At 70.8% G+C, this 16,762-nt stretch carries 13 protein-coding genes, 1 tRNA gene and 1 pseudogene; 5 read left to right on the top strand and 10 right to left on the bottom strand.

What is annotated here, in order from left to right; translation table 11 throughout:
• Window positions 1–16 precede the first annotated feature (16 nt).
• Window positions 17–580 (top strand): peroxiredoxin-like family protein, encoded by a 564-nt coding sequence (locus tag AC507J_RS08620; RefSeq protein ID WP_496288530.1) that lies wholly within the window; start codon window positions 17–19, stop codon window positions 578–580.
• A gap of 63 nt (window positions 581–643) precedes the next feature.
• Here AC507J_RS08620 and AC507J_RS08615 read toward each other — a convergent pair whose 3' ends face one another.
• Together AC507J_RS08615 and AC507J_RS08610 are read right to left on the bottom strand one after the other, a co-directional pair.
• Complete coding sequence (locus AC507J_RS08615) at window positions 644–1,402, bottom strand: enoyl-CoA hydratase/isomerase family protein (protein ID WP_496288529.1); 759 nt, start codon at window positions 1,400–1,402, stop codon at window positions 644–646.
• A 135-nt stretch (window positions 1,403–1,537) separates the two neighbouring features.
• A tRNA-Thr gene (locus tag AC507J_RS08610) sits at window positions 1,538–1,614 on the bottom strand.
• A gap of 323 nt (window positions 1,615–1,937) precedes the next feature.
• On the opposite strand from AC507J_RS08610, the gene AC507J_RS08605 reads away from it, so the two are divergent.
• Window positions 1,938–3,029: an ABC transporter ATP-binding protein gene (locus AC507J_RS08605; protein WP_496288528.1), complete on the top strand. Its 1,092-nt coding sequence runs from the start codon at window positions 1,938–1,940 to the stop codon at window positions 3,027–3,029.
• 100 nt (window positions 3,030–3,129) lie between these two features.
• On the opposite strand, the gene rlmB is transcribed toward AC507J_RS08605, so the two are convergent.
• Window positions 3,130–4,254, bottom strand: a complete 1,125-nt coding sequence (rlmB, locus tag AC507J_RS08600) for a 23S rRNA (guanosine(2251)-2'-O)-methyltransferase RlmB (protein ID WP_496288527.1) — start codon at window positions 4,252–4,254, stop codon at window positions 3,130–3,132.
• Window positions 4,254–5,669, bottom strand: coding sequence for a cysteine--tRNA ligase (cysS, locus tag AC507J_RS08595; RefSeq protein ID WP_496288526.1), 1,416 nt, complete (start codon window positions 5,667–5,669; stop codon window positions 4,254–4,256). The genes rlmB and cysS overlap by 1 nt, the downstream gene beginning before the upstream one ends.
• Window positions 5,670–5,846: 177 nt before the next feature.
• On the opposite strand from cysS, the gene AC507J_RS08590 reads away from it, so the two are divergent.
• Window positions 5,847–6,500, top strand: a complete 654-nt coding sequence (locus AC507J_RS08590) for an IclR family transcriptional regulator (RefSeq protein WP_496288551.1) — start codon at window positions 5,847–5,849, stop codon at window positions 6,498–6,500.
• 221 nt (window positions 6,501–6,721) lie between these two features.
• The gene (locus AC507J_RS08585; protein ID WP_496288525.1) at window positions 6,722–7,624 is read left to right on the top strand and encodes a hypothetical protein; all 903 of its coding nucleotides are present in this window, start codon (window positions 6,722–6,724) and stop codon (window positions 7,622–7,624) included.
• Between the two features lie 142 nt (window positions 7,625–7,766).
• On the opposite strand, the gene AC507J_RS08580 is transcribed toward AC507J_RS08585, so the two are convergent.
• Together AC507J_RS08580 and AC507J_RS08575 are read right to left on the bottom strand one after the other, a co-directional pair.
• Window positions 7,767–9,458, bottom strand: a complete 1,692-nt coding sequence (locus AC507J_RS08580) for a S8 family serine peptidase (RefSeq protein WP_496288524.1) — start codon at window positions 9,456–9,458, stop codon at window positions 7,767–7,769.
• A 137-nt stretch (window positions 9,459–9,595) separates the two neighbouring features.
• Window positions 9,596–10,555, bottom strand: a complete 960-nt coding sequence (locus AC507J_RS08575) for an EamA family transporter (RefSeq protein WP_496288523.1) — start codon at window positions 10,553–10,555, stop codon at window positions 9,596–9,598.
• Window positions 10,556–10,640: 85 nt separating this feature from the next.
• On the opposite strand from AC507J_RS08575, the gene AC507J_RS08570 reads away from it, so the two are divergent.
• The gene (locus AC507J_RS08570) at window positions 10,641–11,189 is read left to right on the top strand and encodes a CGNR zinc finger domain-containing protein (protein ID WP_496288522.1); all 549 of its coding nucleotides are present in this window, start codon (window positions 10,641–10,643) and stop codon (window positions 11,187–11,189) included.
• Window positions 11,190–11,329: 140 nt separating this feature from the next.
• Here AC507J_RS08570 and AC507J_RS08565 read toward each other — a convergent pair whose 3' ends face one another.
• From AC507J_RS08565 to AC507J_RS08550, 4 genes and pseudogenes are all read right to left on the bottom strand, one after another.
• Window positions 11,330–11,521 (bottom strand): DUF397 domain-containing protein, encoded by a 192-nt coding sequence (locus AC507J_RS08565; RefSeq protein WP_496288521.1) that lies wholly within the window; start codon window positions 11,519–11,521, stop codon window positions 11,330–11,332.
• Window positions 11,512–12,016: pseudogene (locus AC507J_RS08560) on the bottom strand (DUF5753 domain-containing protein); the annotation flags it as partial. The pseudogene AC507J_RS08560 and the gene AC507J_RS08565, both read right to left, overlap by 10 nt.
• A gap of 312 nt (window positions 12,017–12,328) precedes the next feature.
• Entirely contained in the window at window positions 12,329–13,738 is a 1,410-nt protein-coding gene (locus tag AC507J_RS08555; protein ID WP_496288520.1) for a class II fumarate hydratase, read from the bottom strand.
• Between the two features lie 45 nt (window positions 13,739–13,783).
• On the bottom strand, window positions 13,784–16,762 hold the full coding sequence (locus AC507J_RS08550) for an AfsR/SARP family transcriptional regulator (RefSeq protein ID WP_496288519.1): 2,979 nt from the start codon (window positions 16,760–16,762) through the stop codon (window positions 13,784–13,786).

The raw sequence follows: 16,762 nt of genomic DNA, 5'->3' as shown, positions 1-16,762 counted from the left end.
CCTACAAGGAGAGCCGATGCGTACCCCTCGTACCCAACCGATCGTGAGCACCCGGACGCTCACCTCCGTAAACGCCGGACCTGTCGAGTTACCCGACCCGCACCGGCTGGTCCACCTCCAGTTCCGCCGGTTCGCCGGCTGCCCGGTGTGCAACCTGCACCTGCGCTCGGTGGTACGCCGACACGCCGAGATCGAGGCGGCGGGCGTACGGGAGGTGGTGCTTTTCCATTCGCCCGCCGACGAGTTGCGCGAGCACGTCGCGGAGCTGCCGGTCGCCGTGGTCGCCGACCCGGACAAGCGGCTCTACCGGGAGTTCGGGGTCGAGTCGGGACGCCGGGCGCTGCTGGACCCCCGGGCCTGGCTGCCGATCCTCCGCGCGGTGCTGACCGGCGTGTGGCACGTGCTGCGCGGTCGGGAGAAGCTGCCCGCCAGCACGCCGCACGCCGGGCGACTCGGCCTGCCCGCCGACTTCCTGATCGCCCCGGACGGGCGCATCGTCGCCGCCCACCACGGCGAGCACGCCTACGACCAATGGCCGGTCGACACCCTGCTGGCGCTGGCCAGGAGCGACCGGCAGTAGGGCGACCGACCGCCGCTGACGCCTGGCACGGGAGCGCGCTCGGGGGTGCTCCCGTGGCAGGACCTACTCCGGGCGGGCCCAGACGAAGCGCGGCGGGCGGCGTTCGTGGAACGCGGCGACGCCCTCCCGGGCCTCGCCACTGTCCCGCATCTGCCCGATCCACCAGGCGATCCGGTCATCGTCCGCGCGCTCGTCGACGATCTCCTTCGCGGCGGCGACGCTTAGCTGCGAACGGTCCGCGATCGTGCGGGTGAGCCCGGCGATCCGGGCAGCCAGCCCGGCGTCGGGCAGCACCTCGTCGACCAGGCCGATCCGCAGCGCACGCTCGGCATCCACCAGGTCGCCGGTGAAGAGCAGATGCTTGGCCGCCGCCGGCCCGACCAACCGGGCCAGCCGGCGGGTGGTGGGTGCCGGATAGACCAGGCCGAGCCGGGCCGGCGGTACGCCGAACCTCGCGTCCTCGGCGGCGATCCGCAGGTCGCAGGCGACGGCGAGCTGGCAGCCGCCACCGACACAGGCACCCCGGATCTCGGCCACGGTCGGCTTGGCGAAGGCGGCCAGCCGTTCCTCGGCCGCGACTGCGATGCCGAGGTCACCGGTGAGCAGCTCGTCCAGGCCACCCAGGTCGGCACCGGCGCAGAAGGTCCCCTCGGCACCGGTGAGCACCAGCACGCGTACCGCCGGATCGGCCTCCAGGCCGTCGAGCAGCACCGGCAGCTGCCGCCACATGGCCGGGGTGAGGGCGTTGCGCCGGTCCGGGTTACGGATCACCACGGTGGCTACCGGCCCCGTTACCTCGACCGTCAGCTCGGCGTCCGCCACCGTCCCCGTCCCTCCGACCGGCCGGCCTCACCACCTCGTACCGGCGTTGGCCGCGAGGTTAGCCTGCCCGACCGGCCCGGCGGGCGGTGACCTCGTCTCGCCGACGTCCGCCCGGTGTGCCGTGCGTGTTACGGATGGAGCCCCCGGCCGGGATCGAACCGGCGACATCCCGCTTACAAGGCGGGTGCTCTGGCCAGCTGAGCTACAGGGGCGCTGTGCCGTGGTCAGCATAGCGACCGACGTCCGCTTTTCCCGCTCGGCAGGGGTCCCGAGCACGGGAAACGTCAACATCCTGACCTGCGAGCGTCGATTCGTGCTCGACCGTGCCCGAGTGACCGGTATGCGAGTGCTTCTGATCCCGTCAACGATCCCGCATCTTGGCAGCGCGGCAAAAGCCGTTTACCGTGCAGTGACACGGACGACATGGGCTGGTCCCCTGGCGGTCGTGGCGCCGGTGCGGGCCCCTTCGCGCCGGTCGCTCCTTCACTCGGATCGTCCGGCACGTTCCTGCCGGTGAAAGGAAGCGTCTCCCCTCATGGCTACGGTCACTTACGCGAAGGCGTCCCGGATCTACCCGGGCACCGAACGCCCCGCCGTCAACCAGCTCGACCTTCAGATCGGCGACGGCGAGTTCCTCGTCCTGGTCGGCCCCTCCGGTTGTGGTAAGTCCACCAGCCTGCGGATGCTCGCCGGCCTGGAGGACGTCGACGACGGCGCGATCTACATCGACGACCGCGACGTCACCCACCTTCCGCCGAAGTCCCGCGACATCGCGATGGTCTTCCAGAACTACGCCCTGTACCCGCACATGAGCGTGTACGAGAACATGGCGTTCGCGCTCAAGCTGCGCAAGACCTCGAAGTCCGAGATCGACCGGCGGGTCAAGGAAGCGGCGGCGCTGCTCCAGCTGGAGGAGTTCCTCAGCCGCAAGCCCAAGGCGCTCTCCGGCGGTCAGCGCCAGCGGGTCGCGATGGGCCGGGCCATCGTCCGGGAGCCCCAGGTCTTCCTGATGGACGAGCCGCTGTCGAACCTCGACGCCAAGCTCCGGGTGCAGACCCGTACCCAGATCGCCTCGTTGCAGGCCAAGCTCGGCGTCACCACCGTCTACGTGACCCACGACCAGGTCGAGGCCATGACCATGGGCCACCGGGTGGCGGTCATGCTCGACGGCGTGCTCCAGCAGGTGGACACTCCGCGGGCGCTCTACGACACCCCGGCCAACGTCTTCGTCGCCGGCTTCATGGGCTCGCCCGCCATGAACATCAAGACCGTCCCGCTCACCGAGCAGGGCGCGGCCTTCGCCGAGCTCTACGTCCCGCTGACCCGCGAGCAGACCGAGGCGGCCAACGCCGAGGGCGGCGACGGCAAGGTGACCGTCGGCTTCCGTCCGGAGGACTGCGACATCGTCGGCGCGAGCGAGGGCGGCATGCCGCTCGTCGTCGAGCTGGTCGAGGACCTCGGCTCGGACGCCAACGTCTACGGCCACGCCGCGCTGGACGGCGCCTCCGAGCGGTTCGTCGTGCGTACCGACCGGCGGCACATGCCGAACATGGGCGACACGGTCTTCGTGAAGCCGCGTACCGGCCGGAGCCACGTCTTCCACTCCGCCACCGGCCAGCGGATCTGACGTAACAACGAAAGAGGGGGCGGCCCGCCGGGCCGCCCCCTCTTTCGTGTCGTTCTTTCGGGTCGTTCTTTCAGGTCGCGGCCTGTGCCGGCCCGGCGGTTCAGCCCTCGGCGGCCCGGCGGCGGGCCACCTCGGCGAGGGTGACCGCAGCGGCCACGCTCGCGTTCAGCGACTCCACCTCGGAGACCATCGGGATGCTGACGGTCAGGTCGCAGGTCTGCCCGACCAGCCGGGAGAGTCCCCGCCCCTCCGAGCCGACCACCACGACCAGCGGGCCGACCGCGGCCTCCAGGTTGTACAGGTCGGTGTCGCCGTCGGCGTCCAGGCCGACAAGCATGAAGCCGGCGTCCCGACAGGCCTTCAACGACCGGGTCAGGTTGGTGACCTGGGCCACCGGGATCCGGGCCGCCGCGCCGGCACTGGTCCGCCAGGCGGTCGCGGTGATCCCGGCGGCCCGCCGCTCCGGTACGAAGACCCCCTGCGCGCCGAACGCGGCGGCCGACCGGATCACCGCGCCGAGATTGCGCGGATCGGTGACCCCGTCCAACGCCACCAGCAGCGGCGCCGGCTGTTCCAGCGCGGCGGCGACCAGATCCTCGAACGGCTCGTACGCGAACGGCGGCACCTGGAGACCGACGCCCTGGTGCAGCACGCCCCCGGTCATCCGGTCCAGCTCGGCGCGGCTGACCTCCAGGATCGCGATGCCCCGGTCGGCCGCGGTCCGGATGGTCTCCTTCACCCGGTCGTCGACGTCGATGCCCTGAGCGGTGTAGAGCGCGGTCGCCGGCACCTGGGCGCGCAGCGCCTCCAGCACCGGGTTACGGCCGACCAGCAGCTCCGGTGTGTCCTTCGCCGGGTTGGACTTGCGCCCCGGTGCGACCCGGGGTCCGCCGCGCCCGGCGGGCTGCCGGCCCCGGGCCGGCTTGGCCGTCGCGGTGGTGCCCCGGCCGCCGCCCTTGCCCCAGGTGGTGTCCTTGCTGCCCGGCTTGCCGATCTTCGGGGCCCGTCCCTCCTCGGCCGCCGCCCGACGCTCCTTCTCCTGCTTCCAGGCGGTGCGCTGGGGCAGCTTCTCGGTGCCGGAGTAGCCCTTGTGCCAGGGCCGTTCGTCGGCGGGCAGGGTCCGACCACGCCCGGCGAGGGAGTCCCGGTTCTTACCGCCGGACCCCTTCGGGGCACTGGCCTTGGACGTGGTACGCCGGCCACGGCGTTGCGAATTGCCGGCCATCAGTCATGCTCTCCAATTGTCCAGCGCGGGCCCTGTGGGGTGTCCTCGACCACCACGCCGGCCCGCTTGAGCTGATCCCGTAGCGCGTCGGCGGCGGCCCAGTCCTTGCGGACCCGGGCCTGCGCACGCTGTTCCAGGGCCAGGGCGACCAGGGAGTCCACCACACCACGGAGGTCACACGCCCCGGCCCCACCGGTCCACGCCGGGTCGAGGGGGTCGACGCCGAGGATATCCAGCATCGCGCGCACACTGCCGAGCGCCGTGCGTACGGTCACATCGTCGCCGCCGGCCAACGCGTTGTTGCCGTCGCGCAGCACCTCGTGCAGGACGGCCAGCGCGGCCGAGGTGTTCAGGTCGTCGTCCATCGCCGCGGCGAACCCGGCCGGCAGCTCACCGAGCTGACCGGCGCCCACCCGCTCGGCGGCGCGCTGCACGAAACCCTCGATCCGCCGGTACGCGACGGCCGCCTCGCGCAGCGCCTCCTCGGAGTAGTCGATCCGGGAGCGGTAGTGCGCGGCGACGTAGTAGTAGCGCAGCTCGACCGGGCGTACCCCGAGCGAGGCGACGTAGGCCAGGTCGAGGGTGTTCCCCAGCGACTTGCCCATCTTGGTCCCGCCGATGCCGAGCAGGCCGTGGTGCACCCAGTAGCGGGCGAAGGGCAGGTCGGCGGCCTGGGACTGGGCCAGCTCGTTCTCGTGGTGCGGGAAGGTCAGGTCGAGCCCGCCGCCGTGGATATCGAACTCGGCGCCGAGGTAACGCCAGCACATCGCCGAGCACTCGATGTGCCAGCCCGGACGGCCCCGCCCCCACGGCGACGGCCAGTAGGCGTCCGCCGGCTCGTCCGGTTTGGCGCCCTTCCAGAGCGCGAAGTCACGCGGGTCCCGCTTGCCGCGCTCCGGGGCGTCGCACGCGGACTGCATGTCGTCCGGCGACTGGTTGGAGAGCGCACCGTAGGACGGCCACGACCCCACGTCGAAGTACACGTCGCCGGAGTCGTCGGTGGCCGGGTAGGCATGGCCCCGCTCGATCAACCGCTCGATCAGTGCGTGCATCTCGGGGATGTGCCCGGTGGCCCGCGGCTCGTAGGTGGGCGGCAGCACGTTCAACGCCCGGTACGCCGCGGCGAGCTTCAGCTCGTTACCGTACGCAATCGACCAGAACGGTTGATCCTGCTCCTGTGCCTTGACGAGGATCTTGTCGTCGATGTCGGTGAGGTTGCGGATGAAGGTGACCTCGTAGCCGGCGGCCAGCAACCAGCGGCGCAGCACGTCATAGTTGACGCCGGAGCGAAGATGACCGATGTGCGGCGGTGCCTGAAGGGTGAGACCACACAGGTAGACCCCCACCTTGCCGGCTTCCCGCGGGACGAAGTCCCGCACCGATCGGGTGGCGGTGTCATACAGGCGTAGCGTCACCGTACAAGGGTAGCCGTCCGTGGTTTTCCCGGTCCGCCGGAGCCGGGTCGTACGCTGCTGGTCGTGAATTCCCAACCGGCAGCCGGCGCCGACCCGGACCCCGCCGCTCCCCGTGGTGAGCCGGGGTCGTCCGCCCCGCGCGGCGCTGCGACGGCGGCATCCGCCGCTGGCCGTGGTGTGCCGGGGTCACCCGCGACGGCCGGTGGCGAGACGGCACAGACGTTGGACCGTGGCCTGCGGCTGTTGCATCTGGTCGCGGACGCGCCGAATGGGCTCACCGTCACCGAGGCGGCGCACCGGCTGGGCATCGGGCGGGCCGCCGTATACCGGCTGGTAACGCCGTTGGCCGGGCACGGCATGCTGCGCCGCGACAGCGCCGGCCGGCTGCGTCTCGGCGCGGGTGTGCTGCAACTGGCGCGGCGCGCCCAGCCGCTGCTGGCCGAGGGGGCGCTACCCGCACTGCGGCGACTCGCCGAACAGGCAGGGGCCACCGCCCACCTCACCGTGGTCGAGGGCGGCGAAGGAGTCGCGCTGGCGGTGGTCGAGCCGAGCTGGACGTCGTTTCACGTGGCGTACCGGACCGGGGCCCGGCACCCGCTGGACCGCGGCGCGGCGGGCCAGGCCATCCTGGCCGGCCGGACGGGCGCCGCCGGCCCGGTCAGCACCGTCGGCGAGTTGCAACCCGGCGCGTACGGGGTCGCGGCACCGGTCCTCGGCGTACCCGGCCTGGAGGCGAGCGTAGGCGTGGTCGCCCTCGCCCCGCTGAACACCGAGACAGTCGGCGCCCAGGTGCTGGCCGCCGCCACCGCCATCGCCACCGCCCTGACCTGACCCGGAGACGGGCGCCAACCGGTCCGCCGGGCGCTACGGCACCCCGAGTTGCGGCATCTCGCGCGTTAAAGCTCGATCGATCACCCGAGTCACCGCAACCCGTGCCCGGCGTAGCACATCAGCCGGCGGGTGTGAGCGTTATCCACAGGGGAGGGTCAGCGGACGACCGGAGTTGTCCACAAGGACGGACGGAGCGGGTGCGTCGCCCCGAAGCTTTTTTCATGCCAGTTCAAGCACACCGACCGGATGCCCTGGCGTGGCAGGTCTTCCGCGGCTCGGACGCCGTTCGCCGGGGCCTGCTCACCGCCCATCAGCTCCGTAACTCGGCCTGGGTTCGACTTCGGCGGGACATCTACGCCGACGCTCGACTCGACCGCGATCACGAGTTGCTCTGTCGGGCCGTGGCACTTCAACTGCCGTCTGATGCGGCCATCGCCGGCCCGTCGGCGGCGTACCTGCATGGTGTCGAGCATGCCGCCGGTTTCACCGAACCCGTCCATGTCCTGACAACAACCTCGGCTGGACTGCGTAGCCAGCGTGGCTTGCAGGTGCACACGATGGGCCGGGACGAATTCGTCAGGCTTTCCCGCCGGGGCAGTCCACCCCGCACCGGTCCGACCCGGGCGGCCTGGGAGAGCGCGGTCTGGCTGGAGCCGACCCACGCGATTGGCATAATCGACGCACTCCTCGGTCGGAATCTCACTACCCGTTCGGCGCTCGCCGAGATCGCCGCCGTGAGCGACAAGCGCCCTGGCATACGCCGGGCCCGTTGGCTGTTCGATCTGGCCGAACCGGCAGCCCAGTCGCCGGCCGAGTCGCAGCTGCGCCTCCGGCTGGTGCTGGCCGGGCTGCCGCGCCCTGTGGTCCAGCATCCGGTGCACGTGTCCTGCGGCATGGTCCTGCATCCCGACCTCGCCTGGCCGGAGTTCCGTGTCGCGGTGGAATACGACGGGCACTGGCACTCGGGTCATGAGCAGTTGCACCGAGACCGGCAGCGGCTCAACGGACTCGTCGGGGCCGGCTGGCTTGTCCTACACGTGACCAGTCGCCGACTCCACCGGGATTTCCCGGCGATCGTCCGCGAAGTTCGATCAGCCCTACACGACCGGGGCTGGCGCCGGTGATGTCGACACGGCCACGACCTGCGGCTGCTCGGCATATCCGGGGGGGCGAGCAAGCACAGTCAGTCGCCGCCGCACTGACTCGGCACGACGGCCGGCGGCCCGGCAGGACAGGACCGGCCGGGCCGCTGACACGTCCTCGGGACTACCGGTGGGACTTCAGGGGGGTGGTCACCGCCGCGTGGGCGTCGATGATGCCGTGGCCGTAGAAGCCGTTGAAGTTGGTCGAGCCGGCGCAGTAGGCGTCGAACTCGGCCGGCCGGCCCTCGTTGGCGTAGCTGACCAGCCGTGGCTGCGGGCAGGCGCGCTCGGCCGCCGTCCGGTAGAGCTGCTGCTCGACCAGCTCCGGTGCCAGCCCGAAACCGCCGCCACGCTGCGCCTTGCCGTACCGGCTGACGATGAGCGCGGCCACGCCCGAGGCGTGCGGGGCCGCCATCGAGGTGCCCTGGAGGTACGTGAAGTAGGCGCACGCACCGTTGGCCCTGCACTCCTTGAACACGAAGGTCTCGGCGCCCGGCACGATGTTGCCGTCCTCGTCGACAGTGCCCTCCTCCTGGAGCACCTTCTTCGGGTACGTGGAGAGGATCATGTTGGCGTCGGTGCGGAACGTGTCGGTGCCGAAGCCGTCCCGGAACCAGCCGCCGGGCGCGGCCACGGCGGTCTGCTCGGTGCCGTAATTGGAGTAGTCGGCCTTCTTACCGGACGGGCCGACGGCGGCGACGCTGATCACGTGCGGTCCCTCGGTGGGCAGGTTCCAACAGCTGTTGTTGTCGATCTCCCGGGGGTACGGCGCGACGTCACCGTAGTTCGGGCTGGAGACGTCGGTACGCGGGTCGCCCAGGTCCTCGTGGTTGTTGCCGAGCGCACCGACCAGGGTGACGCCCTTGTTGTGGGCGAAGGTCAGGGCCCGCTTCATGGCCCGGATGGTGGCGCGCTGCGCCGCCTGCGCCTCGGGCGAGTCGGCCGGATTCGCGGTGCAGTTGTAGAGCCACGGGTCGACGTAGAAGGACATGTTCACCACGTCCAGGCCGGATCTGCCGGCGTGCAGCAGGGCGTTGACCACCGGGTTCAGGAAGAAGTAACCCGAGTCCTGCCCGCCCTTGAGGTTGACCAGAGAGACGTCCGGAGCCACCCCGGAAAGGCCGAATCCGTTGGCGGCGGCGCCGATGGTGCCGGCCACGTGCGTGCCGTGCCCGCCGTCGTCGGTACCGGCCGGGTCGAGGCAGCTCGACACCTCGCACGGCCCGTCGATCTCGGGAATGTCCGGCGCGAAGTTCCGCGAGAGCCGCCAGTTGAAGTTCGGGGCGATGTCAGGGTGGCTCGCGTCGACGCCCGTGTCGAGTACGCCGACGGTGACCCGACGGTCGCCGGCCTCCACCTTGCGCGCCTGGGGGGCGCGGATCATCTCCAGGCCCCAGAGCTTGTCGTCAAGCGGATCCAGCTTGGCCGGCTTCTTGCCGGGCTTCTTGCCGACGCCCTTGGCGACCCCGGCGGCCAGCAGGTGTTCCTGCTCGACCCGGTCCATCCTGGGCTTGCGACCGATCGCCTTCTGCTCGGCGGCGCCGATCAGGGCCGTGGCGGCTGCCACCCGGGCCTGGAAGTCGGCGCGGTCACTGGTCACCTGGTACACGCCGACCTCGTCGGTCCGGGACACCACGGTCCCGCCGGCCGACCGGATGGCGGCGATCGCCGCCTCGGCGGCGTACCCGTCCTCGGCGACCACGGTGAAGGTCCGGACGGCCGCCGGCTCGGCGCTGGCCGGCACGCTCAGACCGGTCACCGTGAGGGCCAGTGCCGCCGCGGTCGCGACCACACCGGCGGTGAAGCGCTTGCTCACCACATCGAATCCTCTCGTTGAGGTATGTGGCGTCATCAGACATCAACACTTGCCGTTCCGCCAGCCCGTCGCCGGATACCTTCCGGTAGATCCGGTACGCCGGAAAGATCTGCCCGGGCGACGGGCCGGCCAAAGTGTCACGTCAGGGCCGGCTCCCCGGCCTGGGTTGGCGCCGGCTCGACGGAGGTACGCAGCTCGTCGAGGCGGACCAGGGCGACCCCGGCGACGATAAGCGCCCCGCCGAGCAGTTGGACGATGGTCGGCAGCTCGCCCAGCACCAGCCAGGCGATCAGCACCGCGAACATCACCTCGGTCAGCCCGACGAAGGAGGCGAGCCGGGCACCCAGGATGCGGGTCGCGGCGACCCCGGCCAGGTACGCGACCACCGCCGCCACCAGGGCGAGACCGGCGATCGGAACCAGCCAGCTGGTGCGCTGCCCGGCGAAGTCCACCGCGCCGAAGGTGGCGCGCAGCGGCAGCGCTCCGGCCAGCCCGAGCAGCAGCAGTGCGCCGGCACCGACGGCCATCCCGCCGCTGGCCATCACGACCGACGGCAGTGCGGAATCGATCCGGCCGGCGAGTACGAAGTAGCCGGCGAGTCCCACCCCGGCGCCCAACCCCCAGAGCACGCCGACCGGGTCGAGCCGGCCGGCACCGGTCAGGTCGAGCACGAAGACCAGGCCGACCAGGGCCGCCACCGAGCCGGCCACGGTCAGCCGGCGGGGACGCTGCCCCTGCACCAACCAGGTCCAGCCGACGACCAGGATGATGCCGAGGTACTCCAGCAGCAGCGCCACGCCCACCGGCAGGTAGCGCACGGCGTTGAAGAAGCACACCTGGGCGAGCGCGACCCCGAGCACCCCGAAGACCCCGATCGAGGCGAGGTTGCGGCGCAGTACCGGCCAGCGTCCGCGCAGGATGAGCAGCGCAGGTATGGCCAACACCAGGGCGGCGATGCCGACCCGGGCGACGACCACCGCCTCGGCCGACCAGCCGGCGTTGATCAGTGAGCGGGCGAAGGTGCCCGAGGTGGCGAAGGTCACCGCGGAGATCAGCGCCAGGGTGAGGCCGACACCTGCGGCGGGGGGTTGGCGCATCGGGCTCTCCTTGGCAAAGCTGGCCGCCATGGGCAAAGTAGGGTTACACCGATGACGCTAGAGCGGGGTTGCGACAGGGGTCAAGTTGCTTTTCGCCCATGACACGGAATGTTCGTTGACAGCCGCCGCCGCGCTTGTCAACACCGGCGGCCAGGACGGCGAAGGGCTGCCGGACGTGGCCGCCCTGGACGCCTTCTTCACCGCCCACGCCTACAGCGGCCGGCACGAGCACACCGAGGCCGAACTGCGGACGGTACGCGCACTGCGCCCCCGGCTACGCCGGATCTGGTACGCCGACGTCAACGAGATCGTCTCGATCGTCAACGGGTTGCTCCGTGAGCACCGCGCCCTGCCTCAGCTCATCACGCACGACGACGAGCCGTACCACCTGCACGCCGTACCCCGAGACGCCCCGCTGGCCACCCGGATGGCGGTCGAGGCGGCAATGGCGATCGCGGACGTGGTCCGCAGCGGTGAGCTACGCCGGCTGCGCACCTGCGAGCACCCGGACTGCGACAACGTACTCGTCGACCTGTCGAAGAACCGTTCCCGCCGATTCTGCGACGCCGGCTGCGGCAACCGGGCCGCGGTCAGCGCCTACCGCGCCCGCAAGGCCGCCGCCATCCGCCCCTGATCCCGCAGGGCACCACCCCAAGATCAAACTCACCCACCGGGCACCGCGACCAACGTCACGCTCGTTCATGGAACGCAACGATGATCGTTGACGCAGGAACGGCTCAACACCCGAGAAGAAGATAGCCAGAACGTCAACGATCAATGCTCACGACAGCGCGCCGCCGCGACGAAGGACCTCCAGGCGTACGACTCGAAGGTCAACACCGGCCCACCTGGATCCTTACTGTCCCGCACTCCCACCAGTTCAGGAAAATTCGTCGCCACCTCAACACACTGGTCGCTGGAACCGCTACGGCTGCTCTTGCGCCATTGCGCACCGGTCAGGTCCATGACTCCGCGATCTCCTTCAGCAGTTCCGTCGACTCCTGCGGCGGCAACGTCGCGCCGAGGTAGCCTCCCAGACCCGTTGCAGCATCGACAGATCCGATGTCTGATCCAGCTCTCGGCCACCGATCTGACCGCCGAGATATGCCACATCAGTCCCATCACGGAACCCGGCAAGGATGAACGGGCCGTGAGGCCGGGGTACTCCTCGGCGGACAGCGGTACCACGTGCAGGCGGACCGAGGGATGGTCGGTGGCGAATCTGATCAGGTGTTGCGTCTGGTCGAGCATCACCTTTCGACCGCCGACCCGTCGCCGCAGCGCGGACTCGTCGAGCACGATCACTGCGCGCGGGGGGTGTTCCTGACATAGGACGGCCTGGCTGGCCATACGGTCGGCCAGGCGTTCCTCGCGCTCGACAGGGCTGAGCGAATCATCAGCCTCGAAGATCGCGCGGGCGTAGGGCTCGGTCTGGAGCAGACCTGGCACTCGCAGCGGCTCGGGGGTGATGACGCAAACGACTCAGCTCGACAGGAGGCTGCGCCATGTCCCGAGCCGCCCGGCAGACCTGGTTCCACAGTATGTTCCGAACGTTTCGCAACCAGCGGCCGATCCCGCTGGCACCCCGGCATCGCCGGATCTGGCATGGACTTCGGGCGTACTGCTCCTGCGGTTTGCGTTGGCGTACCTGCCCGGACCGGCACACGCCCGTGCCGATCGAGCCGATCGCACTCCGGTGACCGGGCCGAGCGCGCCGGCCCGGCCGCCCTCTTCGCGCGCTTCCTCGCCTGGGTGCCCGGACAGCGCAGCCAGTCAGGGGTGGGTCATGCGGAGCAGGTCGAGCGCCTCCTCCAGTTGGGTCTCGCTTAGTTTGCCGGAGTCGAGGTGTCCACGGGCGATCACCACCTCCTTCATGGAGATCTGCTTGGCCAGCGCCTCCTTGGCGATCGAGGCGGCCTCGTCGTACCCGAGGTAGCGGTTGAGGGGCGTGACGATCGACGGCGAGCCTTCGGCGTACGACAGGCAGACCTCGGCGTCGGCGACCAGGCCGACCACGCAGCGGTCGGCGAGCAGGCGGCTGGACGCGGCCAGCAGCCGGATCGACTCCAGGATGTTGCGGGCCATCACCGGAAGCATCACGTTCAGCTCGAAGTCGCCCTGCGAGCCGGCGAAGGCCACCGTCGCGTCGTTGCCGACGACCTGCGCACAGACCTGCCGGACGGCCTCGCAGACCACCGGATTGACCTTCCCCGGCATGATCGACGAGCCCGGCTGGAGGTCGGGGATGCGCAGCTCGCGCAGGCCGGCCCGAGGGCCCGAGCCCATCCAACGGATGTCATTGGCGATCTTGTATAGCCCGACCGCGACGGTACGCAGCTGCCCCGACGCTTCCACAAGTGCGTCGCGCGCGCCCTGCGCCTCGAAATGGTTGCGCGCCTCGGTCACCGGCAGCCCGGTGGTGGCACGGAGCTTGTCGATCACCCGGGCGGCGAACCCGAGCGGGGTGTTGATGCCGGTGCCGACCGCCGTACCGCCCAACGGCAGCTCGGCCAGCCGGGGCAGCACCCCCTCGACCCGTTCGATGCCGTAGCGGACCTGGGCGGCGTACCCACCGAACTCCTGCCCCATGGTCACCGGCGTGGCGTCCATCAGGTGGGTACGCCCGGCCTTGACCACCGTCTCGAACTCGCCGGCCTTCGCCTCAAGCGCACCCGCCAGGTGATCCAGCGCCGGCAGCAGGTCGCGGGCGACCGCCTCGGTGGCGGCCAGGTGGATCGAGGAGGGGAAGACGTCGTTGCTTGACTGCGAGGCGTTGACGTCGTCGTTGGGGTGCACCTCCCGGCCCAGCTCCCGGCTGGCCAGGCTGGCGATCACCTCGTTTGTGTTCATGTTGGACGAGGTGCCGGAGCCGGTCTGGAAAACGTCGACCGGAAACTGGTCGTCGTACCCGCCGTCGGCGACGTGCGCGGCAGCCGCCGCGATGGCCGCCGCCACGTTCGGGTCGATCACCTCCAGGTCGCCGTTGACCTCGGCCGCCGCACCCTTGATCTGCGCCAGCGCCCGGATCTGGGCGGGCTCGATCCCCCGCCCCGAGATGGGGAAGTTCTGCACCGCCCGCTGCGTCTGTGCCCGCCACAGCGCCTCGGCCGGCACCTCCACCTCGCCCATCGAGTCGCGTTCGATCCGGTAGCCCGTCGCCTCTGGAGTCGTCACGCGTACCATCCTGCCGCGCCCCGGCCCGACGTGCAGATGATCGCGGCAGCCAGCTCAGGACAGCTCGGCGAGCAGCCGACGCACCTCGTGCTGCTCGGGCACGTCGAGTTGCTCGAACAGCGCCAGCGCCCGAGTCCAGTGGATGCGGGCCGCCGCCGGATCGGTAGGACGCAGACAGCGGGCCATCCCGTCCTGCGCGCGGGCCTGCTCGTAGCGATGGTTGATCTTCATGGTGTCGACCAGTACCCGACGGTGCAGATCCAGCGCGCTGGCGCCGTCGCCCTGTGCCAGCAACGCGCGTGCCAGCAGGTTGCGCGAGCTGCACTGCCCGACCCGATCGCCTGCCTCGGTCAGCACGATCAGGGCCTCGCGGTGCAACGCCGCAGCTTCCACCGGCCGCCCCGCCTCCCGCTCCATCATGCCCAGTTCGTTGAGTACCTCGCCCTCGTACACGGCGTTGCCGACCGCCCGGTGCAGGCGCAGCGCTGCCCGCAGCAACCGCCGGGCGGGCAGCACATCCCCCATCCGGAAGCGGACCGCACCGAGATGGCCCAGCGCGTTCGCCAGCTGCCGGCGATCAGCCAGCTCACGGCTCATCATCAGGTGCTTACGGCTGGTGACGAGTGCCTGGTCGTAGCGCCCCCAGACGAGCAGCAGAAAGGCCGTGTTGTTGAACAGCACGAACGTCTCGGCGTACCGGTCGGGCGAGCGCAGCAGTTGGGCGGCCTCGTTGAACAACTCCAGACTTCGTTGATAGTCGCCGTTGACGAGGTACGCGCCGCCGAGGTTCCACAGGAAGCTCGCCTGTGGGCCGGCGAGTCCCTGCCGCCGGCACAGCTCGACCGCCTGCTCCATGAGCCGGATGGCTTCCGACAATCGGGCCAACCGGAAGTAGGCCGAGGCGAGATAGTTAAGCATCAGGGCCCTCGCCGGCTCGTCACCGAGCGACGTGGCCGCCCGCAGCCCGGCGCTGTGCATCTCGATCACCTCGTCGAGCTGCCCACCGTTGAAGAACGGCCACCAGCACGCTCGCGCCAGCTGCCAGCAGCGCTCGGGCACGGCGCGCTCCGCCCACCGGGACAGCGCGATCAACGCCACCCGGTACTCGTCGAACCAGGCCAGCCCCTGCCGGGCGGCAACGGCGCTGAGATCGGGACGGCGCGGGGCCGGTGGAGTGAAGTTCCGTCGGTTCCCGGTCGACTCGAAGCCGCGCGCGATCTGCACGGCCGTGGCCAGATGATGGTCGAGCAGCTGCGCCAGCGCCGCGTCGCGCTCGGCCGGGTCGGTCAACTCCGCGAGCAGCCTGCGAGCGTACTCCCGGACCAGGTCGTGCAGCCGGTACCGGCCCGGCTCCGGCTCCTCGACCAGATGTGCGTCGACAAGTTCGTCGAGCACGTCCTGGGTCTCGGTCAACGGCAGTTCGGTAAGCGCGGCGGCGACCGTGTTGTCGAAACGGACACCGGGATGCAGGCCGAGCAGCTGGAACATCCGCTGCGCCGCCGGTGTCACCTGCGCGTACGACAGGGCGAAGGCATCGCCGACGGAGCGCTGCTCGGCCGCCAGCTCGGCCAGCGGGTCACTGGCGTCGCGCAGGCGTTCGAGGAGGTCCGTGATCCGCCACCGGGGCCGGTGCGCCAGCCGCGCGCCGGCCAGCCGGATCGCCAGGGGAAGGTAGCCGCACCGGCGTACCACCTCGTCCGCCGCCGCCGGATCGACCATGACCCGCGCCTCCCCGGCCACCCGGGCGAGTAGCTCGACGGCCTCCGCCGGGTCCAGCACCGGCAGTGAGGACGGGTGCCCTCCGTCGAGGCTCACCAGCCGGCGTCGGCTGGTGATCAGGGTGAGACACCCGGCACCGGTGGGCAGCAGCGGGATGACCTGTTCGGCGTCGCCGGCGTTGTCGAGCAGCACCAGGATCCGTCGCGCGGTCAACTCGGTGCGCCACATCGCGAGCCGGTCGTCCAGGTCCACCGGGATCCGCTCCGGTGGGACGCCGAGCTGCCGGAGCAGGGCCGCCACTGCCGCAGCCGTGGTCAACGGGGTACGCGCGCTGTGCCCGTGCAGGTCGATGAAGAGCTGGCCGTCGGGGTACTGGTCGCTCAGGCGGGTCGCGAGGTAAACCGCGAGGGTGGTCTTGCCGCTACCCGCCATCCCGTCGATGAGCTGGACGCTGGCCTGGTCCTCCTCGATCTCCTTGACCAGCCGCGCGATCGTCTCCTGCCGTCCGGTGAAGTCGCTGATCACCCGGGGCAGTGCCCGAACCGGCGGCCTCGACCGCGGCCCTGGCCCAGCGACGGCCAGATCACCGGCGAGCAACCGCTGGTGCAGCTCCTGCAATGCGGCACCCGGCTCGATGCCCAGTTCCTGGGCGAACCACCGGCGGCCCTGCTGGTAGACGGCGAGCGCATAGGCGTGCCGGCCGACACTCGCCAGGGCGAGCATGAGCTGCTCACGTAGCCGCTCCCGCAGGGGCTGGCGCTCCACCGCCTCGGTCAGCTCGCCGATCAGCTCGGCCGCCAGGCCGAGCCGCAGCTCGACATCCACGCATTCCTCAAGCGTGTCGAGTCGCCGTTCGTCCAGGTCATGGGCGCGCGACCGGACGCTGGGGCTGGTGATGCCGTCGAGGGCCGGGCCGCGCCAGAGGGCCAGCGCCGCCCGGAAGTGCTGGCGGGCTTCGACGAGCCGGCCAGCGGCCAGCGACGACCGCGCCGCGCTCACCTTGCTGCCGAACACCTCGGCGTCGAGTTCGCCGCTGCGCGTCAACACCCCGTAGCCGATCGGATCGGTGACTATCGTCTCCGGCGGAATACCCAGCGCCGCGAAGCGCTGCCGCAGTCGGGAGACGCAGGTCTGGAGCTGGGCCCGGGCGGTGGCGGGCGGCCGGATCTCCCAGACCGCGTCGACCAGCTCGTCCACCGGTACGATCCGACCGGCCCGGAGCAGCAGCACGGCCAGGACGATGCGTTCCCGCCCGGCGGTCAGCGTGCCCTGACCGCCCGCGACCTGTAGCGGCCCCAGAATCCCGAAGCGCAT

It is taken from the genome of Micromonospora sp. PRAS1, assembly GCF_059553435.1.
This window is presented reverse-complemented; position numbering and strand designations above follow the sequence as displayed.